Genomic DNA, 19160 nt, shown 5'->3' with positions numbered 1-19160 from the left:
TGTTGAGGATTTTAATTTTCGAATGGCATGGATCATCAAAAATGTAGTGCACACCGAAACGGAGTTTTCCCGGGCAAGTTATCCTACAACGATTATATGGATCGTCCTGGAAGGTACGAGAATGATCGAGGTAGATGGCGACATCCATAAGGTTCAGGAAGGGGATGTCGTCGTCATCCCCCCGCAAACGCCCAGAATCGTATGTTCAGGCGATCCAACAGACGCCCCGTTTCATTACTATTCGATCGGCTGCGATATTAAAATCGGTTCGCTGAATTTCGTGGAACTGTACCATCTTCCTTTAATTACAAGGATTGAGGATTCATCCGCATTTCAGGAAATCTCCATGCTAAGCGCAAAGCTGCTGGCTCAATCGCTGGAAGTGATCACAATGCTCCATGCCCTGAATCAGCCTCAACTCATCGTCAGCAGGGTCGATACCGACGAAACGATCGCGCTGCTTGGCGTAAACGCATCGTTCCATACCTGGTTTACCCGGTTCCTGGAAATGATGAGGTGCTACATAGTCGATAAGCCGCAAGAAATTGACCCCAGAATACGCCGGCTGTGCGCCTACATGCAGGCTAATCTGGACAGAAGTCTTGCATTGCATGAGTTAGCAGAATATCTTTACCTCAGCGAAAGTCATCTTCGTCTTCTTTTTCGTAAAACGATGGGTATGTCCCCATCAGAATATTTGCGTCAACTTCGTCTGCAGCGTGCGAAGGAACTGCTCGTTAACACATCTTATTCGTTGAAAGAAATTGCGAGGCTTTCCGGCTTTCAGACACTGAATCACTTCAGCAGAGTATTTCGAACATGCGAGTCCGTTTCGGCTACCGAATACCGGAATCGTTATTATGGCAGCGCTGAGGGATAACCTTAAAGTTTTGTCTCATATCTAACGATACGGATACCACTTTCTTCAAGGTGCTACTGTCGCTTTTCTCCAGTATAAGCCCCATTACTTGCGAAAATAACTCATCTCCGCAGGCGAGGAGGTCTTGGTCTTCACTTCTCCCTCGCTATTACCTTCAAGACCTTCAACCGAGCAATCCCGCCGGTATTTCCCCTCCTTCAACTTCATATCGATAAAATCTACGACCTGCTGCAGAGAGTTGATTTGTGCAGCAATATTTTCTCTATGGCTTCTTAAAAGCTCAACCAACTCAGGGTAATCGGCGGGATCGCTATCTTTGGACACCGCCAAAAAGGGGCGCATTTCTTCTAGTGGCATTCCCGTCTTTTTGAGGCAGCCTAACAATTGAATGGTCTCGACGTCCTCCTGACGATAGATACGATGCCCGTTGTCCTTCCGCTCCGCTCGAGGGAGCAATGCGATCTTTTCATAATAACGGATCGTATCCTCGGTCATTCCCGTATGCTCCGCGGTCTGTTTTATCGTAAAGGTCTGTTCATCCTTCATCTCATTCTCTCCCGGCGATTGTTTTTTGTGCATTATACATCTTGGAGCTTACTCCAAGTCAAGCCCTTCTCCTTGGAGAAAACATGATTCTGGTCCCTTGACTTGGAGTCGACTTCAAGTTGTAGAGTGTGCATGACTGGAGCAAATATGCCGCTATAAGGAGGAGACACATGATGATGAAGAGCCCAAGTGAACACGTTGCATTGATTACCGGCGCAAGTGCCGGGATCGGTTTGGAATTAACTCGAAGACTACTGTCCGAGAACTGGCAGGTGGTTGCTCTGAACCGTTCCGGCTTTCCAGAGGACGATCAGAACCTCCAAAATGCGGTTCACAGCGGATCGCTTCGAATTTATAAAACGGAGGATCTTTCGGATTATGTCAGCTTGAGACATACCTTGGAAGAGATAAAAAGCAAGGAGCAGCGAATCGATATTTTATTCAATAATGCAGGGGGTTCCTTTTCTCAACTAAGCTATTCGAAGCAGGGGCGGGAGATGCATTATGAGCTGCTGACGGTTGTTCCGTACATTATTCTGATGGAAATGAAGGGGTTGCTAAAAAAAGGGGAATTGAAAACGGTGATTAACACCTCGTCTACCGCGTTTCATTTTACCAAGGCATTTTCGATGGAAATTCTGGAGCGTCCCAAAACGTTCCGTAAACTGATCGGTCCTTACGCCACTTCAAAGCTGGCTCTTTCACTGTGGACTCAAGCCATCGCGCCTCAGCTTGCCAAGGAGGAGATCATGATCCGCAGCGTTGACCCTGGCGGCAACAACACGCTAAGAAAGGGGAAACCGTCTGGAATCCCCCTTGTGGTTAAAGCTCTGATGCAGTTATTTTTTCCGCCGCCTGCTCACGGTGCCGGCAAGCTGTATGAAGGGGCTCTCGGAGACCACCAGAATAAAACCGGCGTATACTTGGTGAAAGGTCAGGTTTCAAAATTAAAATTTAGTAACCAGTCGCAGAATGTGTTGCAAAGGATCCGGTGGATTTATGAAGATGAATTTTTAATACGGATAAACTGATTCACTGCACTAAACAGGGCTTTTACAGATGAGATCATAATATCAACGTCAATACCGCAACCCCAATATAAGCTGCCGTCCGAAGCCGTAATCCCGATATAAGACACCGCTTGTGATTTAGAGCCCGTTTCAAGGGCATGCTCTTTATAGATCAAATCGGTGTAGCTTATACTAAGACTGGTTTGCAGCGCATTGCTGATCGCATCGAGTCTTCCGTTTCCGGCGCCTTCAATTTCCTTCACTTCATTGCCGGTCCGTATCGTGACGATGGTTTGAAAATCCTCATGGTCTGTAGAGCGGTATTTGATAAACTCGACAGGCGTTTGTATATTCACATATTCCTTCTGGAAAATATCATAGATTTCATCCGGCATTAATTCCTTTTGCCGATGATCGGATACGTTTTTGACGAAATAGCCGAAGTTTTCGCGCATTTTCGCCGGCAGATCGAGTCCATACTTCAGCTGCAGCACGTATCCGATCCCGCCTTTGCCGGACTGGCTGTTAATGCGGATAATATCGCCTTCATACTCTCTGCCGATGTCTTTTGGATCAATCAACAGATATGGAACCGACCAAGTCCCGGGAGCCTTTTCCTCGCGCCATTTCATGCCCTTGGCAATCGCGTCCTGATGCGAACCGGAGAAAGCGGTGAATACCAGTTCGCCTCCGTAAGGATGCCGTTCGCTTACTCTCATCTTGGTCAGTCGCTCGTAAACAGAGATGATCGCCGGAATGTTCTCGAAATTCAGCTTCGGATCTATCCCATGCGAGTACAGGTTCAGAGCCAACGTTACAATGTCGACGTTCCCTGTTCTTTCCCCGTTCCCGAACAAAGTGCCTTCGACGCGCTGTGCTCCGGCCAGCACCCCCAGCTCCGCATCCGCCACGCCCGTTCCCCTGTCATTATGCGGATGAAGCGACAAAATTACATGCTCCCGGAAATTCAGATGCTCGCTCATATACTCGATCTGGCTGGCATAGACGTGAGGCATCGACATCGATACGGTTGCAGGAAGATTGATGATGACCGGATTGTCCGCCGTCGGCCGCCATACGCCCAGCACGCTGTTGCAGACTTCCAGCGCAAAATCAATTTCCGTCCCTGTGAAGCTTTCCGGCGAATACTGGAATTGGAAATTCCCCTCCGTTTCCTCTGCGCACCGCTGGAGCAGCTTGGCTCCCTCCACAGCGATATCGATAATTTCCTGCTTGGATTTACGGAATACCTGTTCCCGCTGAGCCACGGACGTTGAGTTGTACAAATGCACTACGGCTTTTTTCGCGCCCTTCAGCGCTTCAAATGTTTTGCGGATAATATGCTCTCTTGATTGGGTCAGCACCTGGATCGTTACGTCGTCCGGGATCAATTCCTGCTCGATCAAAGTGCGCAAAAAGACAAACTCCGTCTCCGATGCAGCGGGAAAACCGACCTCGATCTCCTTGAATCCGATTTCTACAAGCATTCGAAAGTACTCCAGCTTCTCCTCCAAATTCATCGGGACGATTAGGGCTTGGTTTCCATCACGAAGGTCTACGCTGCACCATGTCGGCGCCTCTGTCATATACTCCTTCTGAGTCCATTTCAAGCTTGTCTCCGGCGGCATAAAATATCCTCTGGCGTACTTCTCAACATTCTTCATAGATAATCCTTCCCTTCATCGATTTACTGTGCTGACCTGCCAAAGACCGAAAGAGCAAAAAAAGCCTTTCATCTCCACTGACAGAGACGAAAGACTTTGACATCTTACGCGGTACCACTCCGAATTCATGCCATCAACGGCATGCCCTCTACGGATGCGGGATTGCAGAACAAACCAGGCATCCTCCTGATGATAACGGCCAGGCTCCGGCTCCGCTTACTTCACACTTACACTTTTAGGGTTCAGCGGGCAACTCCAAGGCGAGTTCCGATTTTCTACACGGCTGTTTCACACCATCCAACAGCTCTCTGTTCGTTTGGAAAACCGTACTATTCCTTCTCAACGTATTTGAATGATTTGAATTTATGCTATCTCACCGACATGATAGTGTCAAGTGAAATCTGATTTTCCACCGGTCGGATATTATTTGCGCATGTCAACAGGCAGCTCGAATCGGCTGTAGCCCGCCATCCGGAACGGAAGGGTCGACGTTGCCCATGGAAACGGGTATTCGCTGTACAGCTGCCGCCTTGCCGCCACGTCCCCCATCTTCTCGGACAAGCCCGGCAGCAAGCGTACCGTAGACTCACCAGCCTGCCGCTCGGTCACGAATTGGCCGGAAATGGCATGAACGGCACGAGCCGACTCATAACTGCCATTAGAGACCAATACGAAGCTTCGGCACGCCTCCAGTGGCGAAAAGAGCGGCTTCCCCGGGCTCTCGATCGCTTCCATCAGGTTCACATACATGTTGCGGATCAAGTCAACCGGGCCAAACGCCAGCTCCTCTTCACCATCCCGTGTGTGAATAGTCAACTTGTTCTCGTAATCCCAATATGCCTTCCCTTGCGTTCCATTTACGGTAATGAATGGCTCTCCACTTCCTTCAGAGCAGAGCATTGCATAAAAATGGACGTCTACGCCATTAGCCATAACGGCGCGAATACAAGAGACGTCGTCTCCTTCGATATCGTTGACATGGTAGAGCTCGGCCTGCACCGATTGCGGATGCAAGCCCGGTGCACCTTCGACTCCGGCCGCCAGTAAGCAATTATGCAGCAAATGGGCGAAGGGATTGTTGAATGTCCCATCCAGCACATATCGGCCGTCGCTGACCAGCTTGCCCGCCCAGCGGGTTCGGTCATAGTACGCACGAGACCGTTTCCACATGCCGACTCCAACCACATGCTCCACCTGACCTAATGCGCCGGAGCCGAGTCTCTCTAGTAGTGCCCGGAACGCCTGACCCGACGTATTCTGGAAGTTCACCTGACACAAGCGCCCGGTCTCGCGCTGCACGGCGATCATCTCGTCCAGGTCTTGAATCGTGATCGCCGGAGGCTTCTCCACCAGAACGTGAAAGCCCATGCGCATCGCCTGGATGCACATCGGCTTATGGGTGGCAATCGGCGTGACGATCGCCACGAAATCGACGTCCGGATGAAGTGTAAGCATCTGCACATAATCCGTATAATGGATGGCTCCGAGTGCAGTCAGCTTGCCATAAGACTCCTGGTGGGCATCAACATTCGGTTCTGTAAAAGCAACAACCTGCAGCCTGCCCTCTTCGGACAGCTTCTGCATTATATTCACATGCTCAACGCCAAATCCTCCGATTCCAATCAGCGCAACGCGACAAATCTTCACTTTCCATCCCTCCATAGCTGATGCCTTGACAAGCCAGGTATCGATCTCCCCGCTCGCCAAGGCAAATACATGAACTATTAAACGTGCTGCAAATAACGTTCCTTAATGAGTGCAAGCGCCTCATCTCCCGGCATATCCCATACTTGCCGGTTGAAGATTTCCACTTCAATCGCTCCTGCGTAACCGGCCGCCTCAACGGCATGGCGCATCCGGCGCAGCTCGATAACCCCGTCCCCCATCATCCCCCGGCCCATCAGCAGGTCAGGGACCGGCACGACCCAATCGGAGACGTGGAACCCGAGTATCCGTCCTCTGGCCCGCTCAATTTGCACATACAGATCGGGATCCCACCAGACGTGGAACGCGTCCACAACGACACCGACGTCCTGGGGGTCGTGCTGCTCCGCAAGCGTGTTGGCTTGCGCCAGCGTATTAATAACGGACCGTTCAGCGGCGTACATCGGATGCAACGGCTCGATGCCAAGCTTGACTCCGTGCGAGCGGGCGAACGGGGCAAGCTCTGCGATGGCCTCTTCGACGGTCTTGCGGGCAAAATCGATGTCCCGGTCCGGCGCCGGCCCGCATACGAGCACGAGCACATCGGTGCCGAGCTCGGCGGCCTCCTCGACGGCGCGGCGGTTGTCGTCCATCCGTTCTTTGCGCTCAGCTGCGGTGGCCGCCGGAAAATAACCGCCGCGGCACAGGCTGGAAACGCGCAGGCCTGCGTCACGCACAAGCCGCTTGCTCTCGGCCAAGCCGGCTTCGGCCACCTTATGCCGCCACAGGGCGATCCAGGGCACTTCGGCACGTACGCAGGCTTCCACGGCCTCACTCATATTCAACCGATCGGTCGTAATCTGATTCAAGCTGAGTCTATCTATGGAACGAAGCGGTTCCATGGTAATCCCTCCCGGATTTTAAATATCGCTAACGATGATTACGGCCGAATACCCGCCAGTGCCAGAACAGGCTTCATCCGCTGAACAGCAAGCTCCGGATCGGCCAATAGCCCTGCCCGGTCAGCAAGCACGAACAACTCGGCCAAATGGACAATGGAACGCCATCCCTCCGCTCCGCCGATCATACGGAAATGCGGCTGGTGACCGTTCAAATAGGCCATAAATACAATTCCTGTCTTGTAGGCGTACGTCGGCTTCCGGAAAATATGACGCGACAAGGCGACTGTAGGCTCCATGATTGAATCGTAACCCGCCAGATCCCCCCTATCAAGCGCGTGGAGCGCCTGGGCGGCAGCTGGCGCAATCGCGTCGAATATACCAAGCAGCGCATGGCTGTAACCCTGCTCATCGCCCTTGATGAGCTCCGGATAGTTGAAGTCGTCGCCGGTGTACATCTTGACACCCTCCGGCAACAGCCGGCGCATCTTGATTTCTTTATCTGCATCGAGCAGTGATATTTTGATCCCGTCCACCTTATCTGCGTGTGCCCGAATGACGCGCAAACAAACATCCATCGCCTCTTCCAGATCATTCTTGCAGCCCCAATAACCGGCCAGCGCAGGATCGAACATGTCACCGAGCCAATGCAGGATAACAGGCTGCTTCACTTGTCCCAAGATGCGCCCGTATACGCGCTCGTAATCCTCCGGCCCTTTCGCGCAAGCGGCAAGCGCACGGCTCGCCATCAGAATGACTTGTCCGCCTTCGCCCTCGATGAAGCCGACTTGCTCCTCGTAGGCGGCTTCCACGTCAGTGATTGTGACCGAAGGCCCCGGAAGCAGATGATCGGTTCCGGCGCCACAGGCGATTTTGCCGCCGACCGAGTGCGCTTCCGAGATCGAGGCGCGGATCAGCTCTTTCGAACTGTTCCAGTCGAGACCCATGCCTCGCTGTGCAGTATCCATCGCCTCCGCCACACCCAGACCGAGCGACCACAGATGATGCCGATAGGCGAGCGTCGAGTTCCAGTCAATCGGCGCGTGATGCAGCGGATCGGCGTCTGCAAAAGGATCGCAGACCACATGGGCGGCGGAGAAGGCGATGCGGCCCGTAAACGGCGGCTTGGCCGACTGGGCGAACAAGGCGCTTTTGCCCGGAGCGTATTCGTACAACGCTCCCCCTGCGCGGGGGAGAATCAGCGATTTGGCCATCTGTATTCCCCCTTTACAAGCTCAGCTTCGGCACGTCAATCCAGCGGCGTTCCTGCCATGACTGCAAGCTGAGATCGGCAAGCTGGGTGCCCTTTGCCCCTTCAAGCAGATCCCACGAAAACGGCGTATCGATGACGACATGCTTCAGGAACATTTCCCATTGTACCTTGAAGGCATTATCGAACATTGCATTGTCAGGTACCTCCACCCATTGGTCACGGAACCGGAACGGATTCGGAATATCCGGATTCCATACCGGCTTCGGCGTGTTGACCCGGTGCTGCGTCTTGCAATCTCTCAAGCCTGCCACCGCACTGCCTTCGGTGCCGTCAACGGTCACCGTAAGCAAGTCGTCCCGGTCGACGCGCACCGCCCAGGACGAATTGGCCTGTACGATAATCCCGCCTTTGATCTCAAACGTGGCGTAGGCTGCATCGTCTGCCGTGCAATCATATGGGGCGCCTTGTTCGTCCAGACGCTTCGGAATATGCGTAGCGGCAAGACAAGACACGGATTCCACTTCCCCGAACAGGTTCTCGAGCACATAACGCCAATGGGCAAACATGTCGACGATAATCCCGCCGCCGTCTTCCTTGCGGTAGTTCCACGATGGCCGCTGACCCGGCTGCCAATCGCCCTCGAACACCCAATAGCCAAACTCCATTCGCACCGACAGGATGCGTCCGAAGAAGCCGGAATCGATCAGACGCTTCAGCTTGAGTAATCCGGGCAAAAACAGCTTATCCTGGACGACCCCGTTTTTCACACCAGCCTTGGTCGCGATGCTCGCCAGTTCAAGCGCCCCATCCAAATCGACGGCCGTCGGCTTCTCACAATAAATATGCTTGCCCGCGGCGATTGCCTGCTTGATGCTTTCTGCGCGGCGTACCGTCGTCTGACTATCAAAATAAATTTCATTATAGGGATCGGCAAGACAGGCTTCAAGATCCGTGCTCCAGCGCTCAACCCCATGAGTGGCGGCCAACGCCTGTAGCTTGTTCTCCTGCCGGCCGACCAGAATCGGATCAGGCATGACGACGTCTCCCCCTGGAAGCGCAACGCCCCCCTGCTTACGAATTGCAAGAATTGAACGGATCAAATGCTGGTTGGTCCCCATTCGTCCGGTAACCCCGTTCATAATAATTCCGATATTGCGAACTGCCATTATTCATTGCTCCCTTCGCTTCGTATACCCGTATTGTAGCCCGATTCATAACCGCATTTCTTACAACTCCGGGAACACGATTCTCAATTTCGGAAGCGATTTCTTCAAGGCAAGAAATATCCCCCGCCAGCACTCAGCCGATGGGGGATAGAGGGGATAGAGGGGATATCAAATTCAATCAATTATCCGGTCGTTCGTTGATTATGGGCGCAAGCTCCCTGCCTGCTTGGCTTGCATGGGCATTAGACTCCCGGTACATTTTCGGCGACAGCTTGGCAACGGCTTTGAATGACCTATAGAACGTGGACACAGAGTCGTATCCAACCTCGAAGCAGATGGAAATGACGTCCTTGTCCGTTTCCTCCAGCAGCTTCTGAGCGACGCGAATACGCACCTCGGTTAAGTATTGAATTGGCGTCATGTCGTACCGTTCCTTGAAAATGTTGTTCAGGTGCCGTGTACTGATGCCCAGCTTGGAGGCGATATCCCCTGCGGTCAGCGGATCGAAATACTTCGAATCAATGTAGCTGCGGATTTTCTCGGCGCGCAGCCTATTGGAGCTGGAGCCTGCTCCAGAGACCTCTGTCTCGACAGAACTAACCAGCAAGAGCAGCAGTTGAGATAATTGGACCTTGAGTGAAAGCCGGACAAGCGGCGACGACTCTCTGGACTGCTCGAACAGCATTTTTCTCAGCCATTGACGGAGCTCGCTCGCAGCAAACATTCCCGGCTTTAACAAGCAAGAATCAGAGAAGTAAACGTGAAGCAACTGATCCTTCATATCTTTATCGAGTACTTCCTCGTCAAACGCCAACACTAGCAAGGTCAGCCTGGAGTCTGACATGACCGAGTGTAAGGAGTACGGCACAATCAGCGCCGTATCATCAACAGTCAGCTTCCGTACCTCACCGTTCAGCCGGATCGCGCCTTCGCCCTCCAGCACAAACAGCAGCTGGTGCGTCGGATGATAATGCTCAGACACAAGATGGCCATTCATATGCTTCTGCTCGTATACGTCAACCGCATTTCTAGACAAGTCGATCCGTTTCATCGTCACGGCGAAGCCCCCGTTTTTTAAAGCGTTTCATTTATAGCTATTTTAACGCGATCAGAGGCTTTGTTACAACATTCGGCTTCCAAGCCAACTCAAAAGGTTAGACTGCCTCCACCTTTCGCTTGATTATCTATACTCATTCGGGATATAGGCATTGTCGACAAATCCAGGATTTGCCCGTTAGCTCCATTCAACGAATAGATGTCGCTATTGTCCGAGCCATTCAGGATCCATCTGAGGCAACCAAAGAACTCTCATAGCTACTTCTTACTTGACCGATATGTTCTCAAAATAGGATATATCTGCCACTCCCTTGAACGGCGGTATATGGCCGGGCCACGCCCGACAATGATGAGCATTACATCTATGCTAAAACGCTACGATCATAGACAGCCACGGTCGCGCGCAGCTGATCGAGCTGTTTGTCTCTGCCACGATGTCTCATGAAATTAGATCTATAGCGTAGAATAGTAGAGAAGATTGAGGCCGTTATACACGATATGCACCACTACCCCGGGCCAGATGGAACCCATCTTACGGAACAGTATACCATTCAGGATGCCGACCATGAATGCGTCGAACAGGATGACGTTGAATCCATGAACGACGCCGAAGATCGCAGCGCTGCCAACCACGCCACCCCATGCTCCGTAACGGTTCAGCGCATTGGCAATAACGCCACGGAATACAAACTCCTCGCCGAGCGGTGTGAGGATAGCGCCAGTGATAAGCAGAACGAAGAGTGAGAGCGCGCCACCTTGCGCCGCCATCTGGAAGTCCGCTTGGTTGTTCGGCTCGGTGATGAAGTGAAAATACACCCCCTCTATAACGAAGCATCCGCCGAACGCGACAACACCGAGGGCGGCTCCCACAAGTAGCCATTTCCGTTCGATCGCCCGGAAACCGAAAGCGCGTAGATCGCGAACCCGCAGGGCGTAGGCTGCGAACAAGGCGGCGAGACCAACGAGACCATTGCCTACACCCCCAATGTTAATTCTCAAGATGGCTTGCTCGTCAGGGATTTGTGACATCCAAAGACCGAGCATAACAATGCCGATCAGGTAGAGACCCAGTGCAGTTAGGGTCTCTGGCCAGCCAGGTCGGGCTTGGGGCATAGTGGACGTGGAAGAGCTAATCACCTCCATGAGTTCCTTTTCAGTTTCAGACAATTTTTCAACATTTTTCACGGGTGTACACCTTTTTGCATCGTTATGCGTAGATAACGACTTATTTAGTATATAAGTTGATACGCTAGAGATTTCAGAGATTATCGGCAGAACAGAACGAACGGTCCAGACAACAGGCAAACATCGTGGTATTAAACGATCACGGCCGTCCCGCTTACGGCAACCATCAGCATGCCATCGCGAATGACTTCATAATCAATGTCGACTCCGACAATCATATTAGCTCCCATCCCTGAAGCTTTCTGAGTCATCTCAGCAAATGCCATATCTCTTGCTTCCTGAAGCTTGCCTTCGTAAGCGCCCGAACGCCCCCCCTACGAGGTCGGTAATCGAAGCCTTAAAGTCTCTGAATACGTTGGCTCCTATAATGACTTCACCGGTAGCAATGCCCAGATACTGCCGTATCGGGGAACCTTCAATAGTTGATGTAGTGGTTATAATCATAAATATCCTCCTCAATTGGCCTGGCTAAATGATAATACTTTTGTTGCTGTTTTCCGCTTCTGACCCCAACCGGCCTTTTTCGGATGAGCTCCTATTGGGCGCGAGTGTTCATCCAGTACATTCTGGAAAGCGCCCCATTAGAATCAACCGATGACCTCCCAAACGGGTTTGCCCAAAGTTGGCTTGACCCCGGTAGCTAATAAACTAAGCCTTTTTATGTCGAATAGCTTTCTCACCCCTATCCTACCAGCCCCAATGAAACAGAACCTAAACGGATAGACAAACATCAGCTTAATTTCACTCCCGCCGTTTAGGTTCTGTTAAAGTGATTATGCTACTATGGAAATGGGTGAAAACAATGACAAGTCTATCCGATATTAAAATCGCAATCGTCGACGACGAGCCTTCGATTGTCACGATGCTGCAAATGGTGCTTCACAGGGAAGGGTTTCATCAGCTGTATGCGGCCTCCACCTGTGCGGAAGCTCTCGATTTAGCGAAGCGTGAAGCCCCCGATATCCTCCTGCTCGACATCATGCTCCCCGACGGCAGCGGCCTGGAGCTCTGCTCCAAGCTCCGCAAATACGGGAATCCGCATATTTTGTTTCTGACCGCCAAGGCTTCTGATCTCGATGTCCTGCGAGGCTTCGCTATGGGCGGGGACGATTATATCACGAAGCCCTTCAATCCTCTGGAGGTGGCCGCAAGAATTCAGGCACGCATACGCCGACTGGAGCCAGAAACCTCGACGTCCAGTCCGGCGAAACGGCCCGATCCGGGGATTTATCGGTTTGGCCGCTTCACCGTCAACGAGGTGGAGGGCGAACTAATCGTGGAGGGACAGCCAGTTCCTTGCCCCGCGCAGGAGTTCCAGTTGCTGCTGCACTTCTGTAAGTTTCCCGGCATCGTATTTTCCAAAACACAGCTCTACGACAAGGTTTGGGGGATCAACGGACAGGGCGATGATTCGACGGTAATGGTGCATATCCGGCGCATCCGAGAGCGGATCGAGATCGACCCCGGTAATCCGAAGCTGCTGCTTACCGTACGCGGGCTTGGCTACAAGCTGGTGAAGGAGCCGCAGGAGCGATGAAGATCCAACAGCGCATGGCCTTCCACTTCACGTATCAATTGATTTTTTATGCCCTGCTTATGGTGGTTATTACTCTGGTTGCCTGCATCTTGTTTTTCCAGAACATGACGAGTAATGAGATACGCCGGAACTTTCCGGTTGGCGTCCTGCAACAGATCGCTCAAGAAGCTCATTACAAGGACGGGACGATTCAGATCTCCCCCGAGTGGGACAAGCTCATCGAGGAAAAAGGCATGTGGCTGCAGGTTGTCAGTGCCGAAGGAGAGGTGATCTACGCCGTCAATACAACTCCGCATCATACGCTGCCGGCCTCCTACTCCATCGCTCAACTGCTCGATATCCAAGAGACACGGACGTTTGAGACGTATGCCGTACACACTCAGCTTAATTTTGCTTTCCAAGACCCGCTTCTGTATATGCTGGGCTATCCTAGTCCTGACCTTGACCAGCTCGTTGCCTGGTTTGATGCCTACGGGCAGCTTGGAATCGTGCGTAGCGAAGCGGTTTCCCACTTGGACCGGCGGCTGCGCAAAACCGGCAGCTATCTGCAGGTCATCGACCCCGAGAGCCATATCGTACAAGGCATCGGCGATGGAGCATACGTGCAGAAGGCGTATCGACAGCTGGATATCCTGGCCATCCAGCAATCGCCCAGCAACTATGACACGAATATTGTCGCCCATCGGGACAAGCTGAGCGGAATGACGTGGATTCTCTATACACCCCATGCAGCGGAAGCCCCTCTGAAGCATCCTGTGATGGAAAAGGCAACGCGTGGACTCATCCGGATTACAGTTCTGATCCTGCTCTTGGCGCTGCCGATTTCCATCTGGCATGGCTACCGCTACGGTCAGCCGCTGATTCTGTTCGCAGGCTGGTTCGAACGTATGGGCCGGGGACAGTACGACCAGGTACTGACCGCCAAGGACATGCGCAAGGTATTCCGCCGCAACGGCATGATGCGCATCCGCTACAGGCTCTATAAGGAAGTGATTGAATCCTTCTATCAGATGACTCATCAATTGGCTCAGATCGAGAAGGAACGCGAGAGGCTGGAAAAGGCGCAAGCGGAGTGGATGTCAGGGATTTCCCACGATCTGCGTACGCCACTGGCCACAATTCAAGGTTATGGGTATATGCTAGAGAGCTTGCCTGAGCAATGGAGCCAAGAGGAGATGCGCATCATGGGCTCGACGATCCGGGAAAAGGGGGATTATATGCTGGAGCTGATCTCCGACTTCTCATTGATTCATCAGCTCAAGCAGGGCGATTCGATCTTGAAGTTTCGGGAGATCGACTTGGTTGAGCTGGTGCGCTGCTCCGTACTGAAGTATGTCAACGACGCCATGATGTCTGAGTATCAGTTTCACTATGTTGGGGAGGATTGTCCCTTGCTGATACAGGCCGATGAAACCTGGCTGATGCGGTTGATGGACAATTTGCTGTCCAACGCCGTGAAGCATAACCCGCCTGGCGTGATTGTCAACGTCTATGTCGGCAGGATGAACGACAAGGCATGCATACGAGTAATCGATAATGGCAAAGGGATGGACGAGGAAACGCTGCATCATTTGTTCAATCGCTACTACCGGGGAACGAATTCCGATGAATCGACGGAAGGATCCGGGCTCGGGATGAGCATCGCCAAAACCATCGTGGAAGCGCATAGCGGAGAAATCCAGGTAAAATCTAAAGTGTGGCAAGGCACGATAATTGAGATCTTATTGCCCAACTGAGCGTTTGGCTGGGAATGATTCTTCCCTGTGTAAACGCTCAGTTGAGCAAAATTCGAAGAGCAGCCCCCATGTAATACTGCCCGTCACTCCGCCCTTTTCATTCCGACAAATCGCTTTCCTTGAGCGTTGACCCCCAGAATACTTCCGTCGTGAAGTTATATCAGAAATTGGGGTTTGTCTATTGGGGCCTTTCCGGAACTTCATGGACCATGAAACTCGATGTTCAATCCCGTTAGGCTAATCGAGTACCTCCCTCAGACCATTTTGGCCGCTTGGCTACGGTAATCTCTACCTCGTTCATAGGCAGATTCGCCGTCCGCTCCCCCCTCTTCGCAACTAATCAAATTACAAAAAAAGACCCCTACAATTTAGCTTGTACGGGTCATTTATAAACATCGCCTCGCGAACCTATTGTTACGACATATGCAATTAAAAGAGCTTCTTTGATAGTGTAGAGAATGCGACAGGTCCCAACTCTTAAACGATAAAGGTTCTTTCTCCCTTGCAGCTTTTTGATATCAAGTTCAGCATGCCTGGGATTTTCGGCGAGTAGGGTTAAGTGATTTAAGAGCCTTATTCTGATTGGCTGATCCAGCTTGCGAAGGTACTTTGTCACTTCTGTACTTAACTCAATTTCGTAATTCATGCTCGATATCCTTAAGACGAATGGTTTTCCCTTGTCGGAACTCTAGTTCCGCTTGTTCAATTGCCTTTAAGTCGTCTTCTGTTAATTCTTCATCATCGAAGGGGATATGAGCATCAAGGGGATGACTAATGAGGCGTTTTAAGAAATCAGCTACGAGCGGAATATCTTTATCTGGTAATTGTTGAATAAGGTTAGCAATATCCTTCTTGGATACAGCCATATATAACAACCCCTTTCGAGAAGTAACTATAACCATTATAGCATCAGCTAACAACGTATTCACGCACCGGGTCTAGCTCACTTTGGTGCCACCTTCCCGCAACTGAGGTGTTCATCATCGGAGTGCATGTATCCTCGTTTTTCACCCTCGACTAAATTATAAAATCCGGCGTTTGGATTAGAGGTGTCGCTACCTTGAACATTCGAATCTACCGCAAGGAGCCCGCATCTCATACCAAGACGCGTGCTCCTCTTTCTACATAATCAATTACTACGCTCCCCCATCCCTACTTCAACTGCCACAAAGCAGGCACATTGGCCGGCTCCCATCCCGGAAGGGAAGTATGCGCCTGGATGCAGGTATAGACGCTGCCGTTGTAGGTCACCTGGTCGTTGACACTATAGGAAACCCATGCCTGCCAGGGTTGAGCTTCGCCCGGGTTATCCTGGGCTGTCGTTTTTCCTTGGACGGAGACAGCCGCGGAAGCATTGCCGGCGGCGTCTTTGGCAGTGACGGTAAACGTGTACGTCGTATTCGGAGACAAGCCGCTGATAGTCGCGGTGGTGGTGTTGACGTTCACGCTGCTTGTGCCGTAGACGACGGTGTATCCGGCAACGCCCACGTTATCTGTGGAAGCATTCCACACCAAAGTGATGCTATTCGGTGTAGTCGCAGTCACGCGAAGTTCACTCGGAACGGTTGGCGGCGTCGTGTCAGGATTTGGGTTAGGTTCTGGTCCCGGGTCCGTCCCGAGACCGTCCAGATAAGCCCGATGAGAGCGGGAAAATTCATAATTGGCTACTTTGTCCCAGTTGATCGACCAGGTCATCAGACCTTTGAAGCCGGGATAGCCTTGCGGATTGCGCAAGGTGTAGCTGCCTCCGAACGATTGGCCTTTCATAAGATAATCCAGTGCCTTGTGCACATTATCCGGCGTCGTATAGCCGCCGCCCGCTGCCGCTTGTGTGGCCGGAAGGCCGATGAGCAGCTGTTCCGGGCGAAGCGCCGGAAATTTATAATTCGCATTGCCGCCTACGTCAAATCCCTGCAGCAGCATTTCGGCCATGGCCACTTGAAAATCCGCTGTTCCTTGCGCATAGGATTTGCCGTCAAGCCCGGTCATCGGGCCGGAGTTGTAATGCTGAACATGCAGATAATCCAGTTGCTCGCGCAATGCGTAGATCACCGGCAAATAAGCGCCCCAAGGACCGCCGTACGCCACATACCCGCCTTGCACATATGCCGTTTCCGGAGCCATGGTCAGCATGAAGTCCGAACCGTAGCTGTTCAGAATATCCCGCACCGCAGAGATCAAGTTCACAATTTTCGGCGTCGTCGGGTTTCTGAAATCCGTGTCACCGCCGTTCAAGGACAATGAGCTTCCTTCCAGATCAATATCCAAGCCGTTAAAGCCGTAAGTATCGATAATATCCTTCATCGTCCTGACAAAATTTTGCCGAGCCTGCTCGGACGATAATTCTATGGTTCCGTTGGCTCCTCCGATGGAAATCAATACTTTTTTGCCTTGCCCTTGCAGTTGACGGATATCGCCCTGAAACTCGCTTACGGAAGCGTTATAAGGCTGAAATGCCATGCTCCCGCTCGTCGATCCTCCTGCTGGCTCTGCAAACGCTACCTGAATGACGTCAAAATCCGGGGAAACCTCTCTCAACCGAATATTGCTGGAACCATTATCAAAATTATGCCAATAGCCAACCAGCTTGCGGTCTCCCGCAGCTCCGGCAGGCTTGCCGTCAACAAATGCGGAAAACGAAAATAACGGAACAATTAGAGCCATAGCGAGCAGCCAAATACTTGCTTTACGGAATACTTTTGCCTGAGTCAATGTTTATTCCTCCCCGCAGTTTAATATTGTGCTCCCGGTCAGGAGCAGAAACTATCAGTCTATCCGTTGACCTCCTTTCCATAGATCGTCAATCTCTCAAGACAATCTAAAAAATGATTACATTTGATATATTTTACATATTCCTCCATGATTCCTGCTATAATTTTCTAAATAAACATAGTTATGAGAAAAACAAGCGGAATTAGGGCTCCTTATCTGTCGGGAATCTTACTCTACGAAAGGCTTGCGGGGAATTATGACAAAAAAAGAAACTATGAATTTGTCATAGTTTCTTAAATTTTCAAATTATGAGGTATATTTTTATCAGTCATGAGAGGTTGCCGGGGTCCGCTTGCGGTATTCCTTTGGCGAAAGCCCGGCTATTTTGTTGAACATATGCGTGAAGTAATTGGAATCATTGAAGCCGACGGCTTGAGCAATTTCGAAGACCTTCATGTCCGTGCTTTTGAGCAGGAGCTTTGCTTTCTTCACGCGCAGGTTTTGGATATAAGCAGTGACGCTCTCGCCGGTTTCTTTTTTGAACAGGTTGCTGAAGTAGCTGGGGTTGAGATGAACATGGGCCGCCACCTCGGCCAATCCGCATTCTTCCATGTACTTTTCTTCGATAAACCGGATTGCTTGCTTAACCGGATTGTCTTTTTTTCCGGCAAGCCAGTTATTATGGGAATCCAGAAATTCACGGATGTACATCTGCAGCCACTCGGTAATCTCTTCGGGCGTCTCGCATTTGTAGACGGAGCCCCACTCGATGGAACGTGAGGCCATCCGCCATTCGGGAAACTGTACCTGCACCAGCCGAAGAAGGGCTGCGGCCAAGAGCAGGGCTTCAATTTTGGCGGTTTGCTGGGGCATATTGCCGATTCGGGCCACTTGATCCAGAAGCTCCTTGTTCAAGCGTCCGTTGTCTTCCGACATCAGCCAGGACACGATTTCCTTCTCCTTTTCGTAAAGCGCCGTCTGGTTAAGTAAAGATTCATAGTCCGCGCTGCGCTCAGAGGCCGCCTCCCGGCCCGATCCGCTGCAATATCGCTCGTAAGCCTGGCGAAGGTCCTCCGCCGTGCGGCATCGTCCTTGTCCGCTGCAGGCAAGCGCCAGCTTCAGATAATGCTGAATCGAATCGGTGAGGGTCTGCAACCAGGTTGGGGGCATTTCCGGCCGGGACTCCTCTCCATCCACCAATAAAGCCCATTCCGATGAACTCAAGGAAAAGAGCCGAAAGCCTGCGCCATACCATTTATGCAAATGCTCTCTGACAATGTTGCCAAGAGCAAATTGCAATAGCGGCATATCCTGGGCAGAATATTGCTTTTCTGCGGAAATATAGGCAGGGATGCTAAGAAAGTAAAGCTCGCATTCCTTCATCCGTCCAAGCAAAGCCTGCACTTCTCCATTATTGCAGGACATGCCCATAAGCGCCGAACGAAGCTGGCTGTCCTCATGCTGTCGCTTCCAATCCTCCACCAACCGCCCGGACTGATTCTCTTCGATCAGCCGTACGTAGGTCTTGTCAAGCATGTTCAATATATCCGCTTCCACGCAGGGCTTCGTGATGAAGTCCAGCACTCCGAACTTGAGAGCGGACTGGGCATAAGCAAAATCCTTAAATCCTGTGATGATCACAATCTTGGTCCCCCAGCCGCGAGCCTTGATTTCCTCGGCTAGTTCGAGTCCATCCATATGGGGCATGCGGATATCGGTTAACAGCAGGTCCGGGACGCATTGCTCCATCGAGGATAGAGCGGCCCGGCCATTTGCCGCTTCTCCCGCCACTACCCACTCGGCGGACCGTTTCCCGGCCAGCTTGAGCAATCCTTTGCGAAAATTCGGCTGATCCTCGGCGATAAACAGCTTGGCTTTCACTCGGTTTCCCCCTCAAAGTTTTGTAAGTGTT

The 19160-nt window shown here is 51.7% G+C and carries 16 protein-coding genes, 1 pseudogene and 1 other annotated feature; of the genes and pseudogenes, 4 read left to right on the top strand and 13 right to left on the bottom strand.

What is annotated here, in order from left to right:
• Positions 1-22: 22 nt before the first annotated feature.
• Positions 23-880, top strand: a complete 858-nt coding sequence (locus KQJ23_RS18375; protein WP_216480364.1) for an AraC family transcriptional regulator — start codon at positions 23-25, stop codon at positions 878-880.
• 84 nt (positions 881-964) lie between these two features.
• Here the strand turns inward: KQJ23_RS18375 and KQJ23_RS18370 are convergent, their stop codons facing one another.
• Positions 965-1426, bottom strand: coding sequence for a MerR family transcriptional regulator (locus KQJ23_RS18370; protein ID WP_216480400.1), 462 nt, complete (start codon positions 1424-1426; stop codon positions 965-967).
• Between the two features lie 173 nt (positions 1427-1599).
• On the opposite strand from KQJ23_RS18370, the gene KQJ23_RS18365 reads away from it, so the two are divergent.
• On the top strand, positions 1600-2457 hold the full coding sequence (locus KQJ23_RS18365) for an SDR family NAD(P)-dependent oxidoreductase (RefSeq protein ID WP_216480399.1): 858 nt from the start codon (positions 1600-1602) through the stop codon (positions 2455-2457).
• Here the strand turns inward: KQJ23_RS18365 and leuA are convergent.
• The 8 genes and pseudogenes from leuA to KQJ23_RS18325 form a co-directional block, all read right to left on the bottom strand.
• Positions 2424-4100: a 2-isopropylmalate synthase gene (leuA, locus tag KQJ23_RS18360; RefSeq protein ID WP_216480363.1), complete on the bottom strand. Its 1677-nt coding sequence runs from the start codon at positions 4098-4100 to the stop codon at positions 2424-2426. The genes KQJ23_RS18365 and leuA overlap by 34 nt on opposite strands.
• Positions 4101-4179: 79 nt before the next feature.
• Positions 4180-4452, bottom strand: a binding site (T-box leader).
• 71 nt (positions 4453-4523) lie between these two features.
• On the bottom strand, positions 4524-5747 hold the full coding sequence (locus tag KQJ23_RS18355) for a Gfo/Idh/MocA family protein (protein ID WP_216480362.1): 1224 nt from the start codon (positions 5745-5747) through the stop codon (positions 4524-4526).
• A gap of 77 nt (positions 5748-5824) precedes the next feature.
• On the bottom strand, positions 5825-6646 hold the full coding sequence (locus KQJ23_RS18350) for a sugar phosphate isomerase/epimerase family protein (protein WP_216480361.1): 822 nt from the start codon (positions 6644-6646) through the stop codon (positions 5825-5827).
• Positions 6647-6684: 38 nt separating this feature from the next.
• Entirely contained in the window at positions 6685-7857 is a 1173-nt protein-coding gene (locus KQJ23_RS18345; RefSeq protein WP_216480360.1) for a dihydrodipicolinate synthase family protein, read from the bottom strand.
• A gap of 13 nt (positions 7858-7870) precedes the next feature.
• Positions 7871-9022 carry a Gfo/Idh/MocA family protein gene (locus KQJ23_RS18340; protein ID WP_216480359.1) on the bottom strand — a complete coding sequence of 384 codons (1152 nt, stop codon included), beginning with the start codon at positions 9020-9022 and terminating at the stop codon, positions 7871-7873.
• 178 nt (positions 9023-9200) lie between these two features.
• Positions 9201-10073: an AraC family transcriptional regulator gene (locus tag KQJ23_RS18335; protein ID WP_249529894.1), complete on the bottom strand. Its 873-nt coding sequence runs from the start codon at positions 10071-10073 to the stop codon at positions 9201-9203.
• Positions 10074-10531: 458 nt separating this feature from the next.
• Positions 10532-11263: a CPBP family intramembrane glutamic endopeptidase gene (locus tag KQJ23_RS18330; protein WP_346779426.1), complete on the bottom strand. Its 732-nt coding sequence runs from the start codon at positions 11261-11263 to the stop codon at positions 10532-10534.
• Positions 11264-11394: 131 nt separating this feature from the next.
• Positions 11395-11707 (bottom strand): annotated as a pseudogene (locus tag KQJ23_RS18325) (YbjQ family protein).
• A 358-nt stretch (positions 11708-12065) separates the two neighbouring features.
• Between KQJ23_RS18325 and KQJ23_RS18320 the strand changes: the two are divergent.
• Both KQJ23_RS18320 and KQJ23_RS18315 read left to right on the top strand, forming a co-directional pair.
• Positions 12066-12800, top strand: coding sequence for a response regulator transcription factor (locus KQJ23_RS18320; RefSeq protein ID WP_216480397.1), 735 nt, complete (start codon positions 12066-12068; stop codon positions 12798-12800).
• Positions 12797-14536 (top strand): sensor histidine kinase, encoded by a 1740-nt coding sequence (locus tag KQJ23_RS18315; protein ID WP_216480357.1) that lies wholly within the window; start codon positions 12797-12799, stop codon positions 14534-14536. The genes KQJ23_RS18320 and KQJ23_RS18315 overlap by 4 nt, the downstream gene beginning before the upstream one ends.
• A 382-nt stretch (positions 14537-14918) precedes the next feature.
• On the opposite strand, the gene KQJ23_RS18310 is transcribed toward KQJ23_RS18315, so the two are convergent.
• The 4 genes from KQJ23_RS18310 to KQJ23_RS18295 form a co-directional block, all read right to left on the bottom strand.
• On the bottom strand, positions 14919-15182 hold the full coding sequence (locus KQJ23_RS18310) for a type II toxin-antitoxin system RelE family toxin (protein ID WP_216480356.1): 264 nt from the start codon (positions 15180-15182) through the stop codon (positions 14919-14921).
• Entirely contained in the window at positions 15166-15402 is a 237-nt protein-coding gene (locus KQJ23_RS18305; RefSeq protein ID WP_216480355.1) for a hypothetical protein, read from the bottom strand. The genes KQJ23_RS18310 and KQJ23_RS18305 overlap by 17 nt, the downstream gene beginning before the upstream one ends.
• A 286-nt stretch (positions 15403-15688) precedes the next feature.
• On the bottom strand, positions 15689-17200 hold the full coding sequence (locus tag KQJ23_RS18300) for a carbohydrate-binding protein (RefSeq protein ID WP_216480396.1): 1512 nt from the start codon (positions 17198-17200) through the stop codon (positions 15689-15691).
• Between the two features lie 372 nt (positions 17201-17572).
• The gene (locus KQJ23_RS18295) at positions 17573-19129 is read right to left on the bottom strand and encodes a response regulator transcription factor (RefSeq protein WP_216480354.1); all 1557 of its coding nucleotides are present in this window, start codon (positions 19127-19129) and stop codon (positions 17573-17575) included.
• Positions 19130-19160 lie beyond the last annotated feature (31 nt).

The organism is Paenibacillus brevis (assembly GCF_018919145.1).
GTDB lineage: Bacteria > Bacillota > Bacilli > Paenibacillales > Paenibacillaceae > Fontibacillus > Fontibacillus brevis.
This window is presented reverse-complemented; position numbering and strand designations above follow the sequence as displayed.

Excerpts from the sequence above, each read along its gene's own strand:
- KQJ23_RS18375 (WP_216480364.1), top strand. The coding sequence starts at position 23 with ATGGCATGGATCATCAAAAATGTAGTGCACACCGAAACGGAGTTTTCC.
- KQJ23_RS18370 (WP_216480400.1), bottom strand. The coding sequence starts at position 1,426 with ATGAAGGATGAACAGACCTTTACGATAAAACAGACCGCGGAGCATACG.
- KQJ23_RS18365 (WP_216480399.1), top strand. The coding sequence starts at position 1,600 with ATGATGAAGAGCCCAAGTGAACACGTTGCATTGATTACCGGCGCAAGT.
- leuA (WP_216480363.1), bottom strand. The coding sequence starts at position 4,100 with ATGAAGAATGTTGAGAAGTACGCCAGAGGATATTTTATGCCGCCGGAG.
- KQJ23_RS18350 (WP_216480361.1), bottom strand. The coding sequence starts at position 6,646 with ATGGAACCGCTTCGTTCCATAGATAGACTCAGCTTGAATCAGATTACG.
- KQJ23_RS18345 (WP_216480360.1), bottom strand. The coding sequence starts at position 7,857 with ATGGCCAAATCGCTGATTCTCCCCCGCGCAGGGGGAGCGTTGTACGAA.
- KQJ23_RS18340 (WP_216480359.1), bottom strand. The coding sequence starts at position 9,022 with ATGGCAGTTCGCAATATCGGAATTATTATGAACGGGGTTACCGGACGA.
- KQJ23_RS18335 (WP_249529894.1), bottom strand. The coding sequence starts at position 10,073 with ATGAAACGGATCGACTTGTCTAGAAATGCGGTTGACGTATACGAGCAG.
- KQJ23_RS18320 (WP_216480397.1), top strand. The coding sequence starts at position 12,066 with ATGACAAGTCTATCCGATATTAAAATCGCAATCGTCGACGACGAGCCT.
- KQJ23_RS18315 (WP_216480357.1), top strand. The coding sequence starts at position 12,797 with ATGAAGATCCAACAGCGCATGGCCTTCCACTTCACGTATCAATTGATT.
- KQJ23_RS18310 (WP_216480356.1), bottom strand. The coding sequence starts at position 15,182 with ATGAATTACGAAATTGAGTTAAGTACAGAAGTGACAAAGTACCTTCGC.
- KQJ23_RS18305 (WP_216480355.1), bottom strand. The coding sequence starts at position 15,402 with ATGGCTGTATCCAAGAAGGATATTGCTAACCTTATTCAACAATTACCA.
- KQJ23_RS18300 (WP_216480396.1), bottom strand. The coding sequence starts at position 17,200 with ATGGCTCTAATTGTTCCGTTATTTTCGTTTTCCGCATTTGTTGACGGC.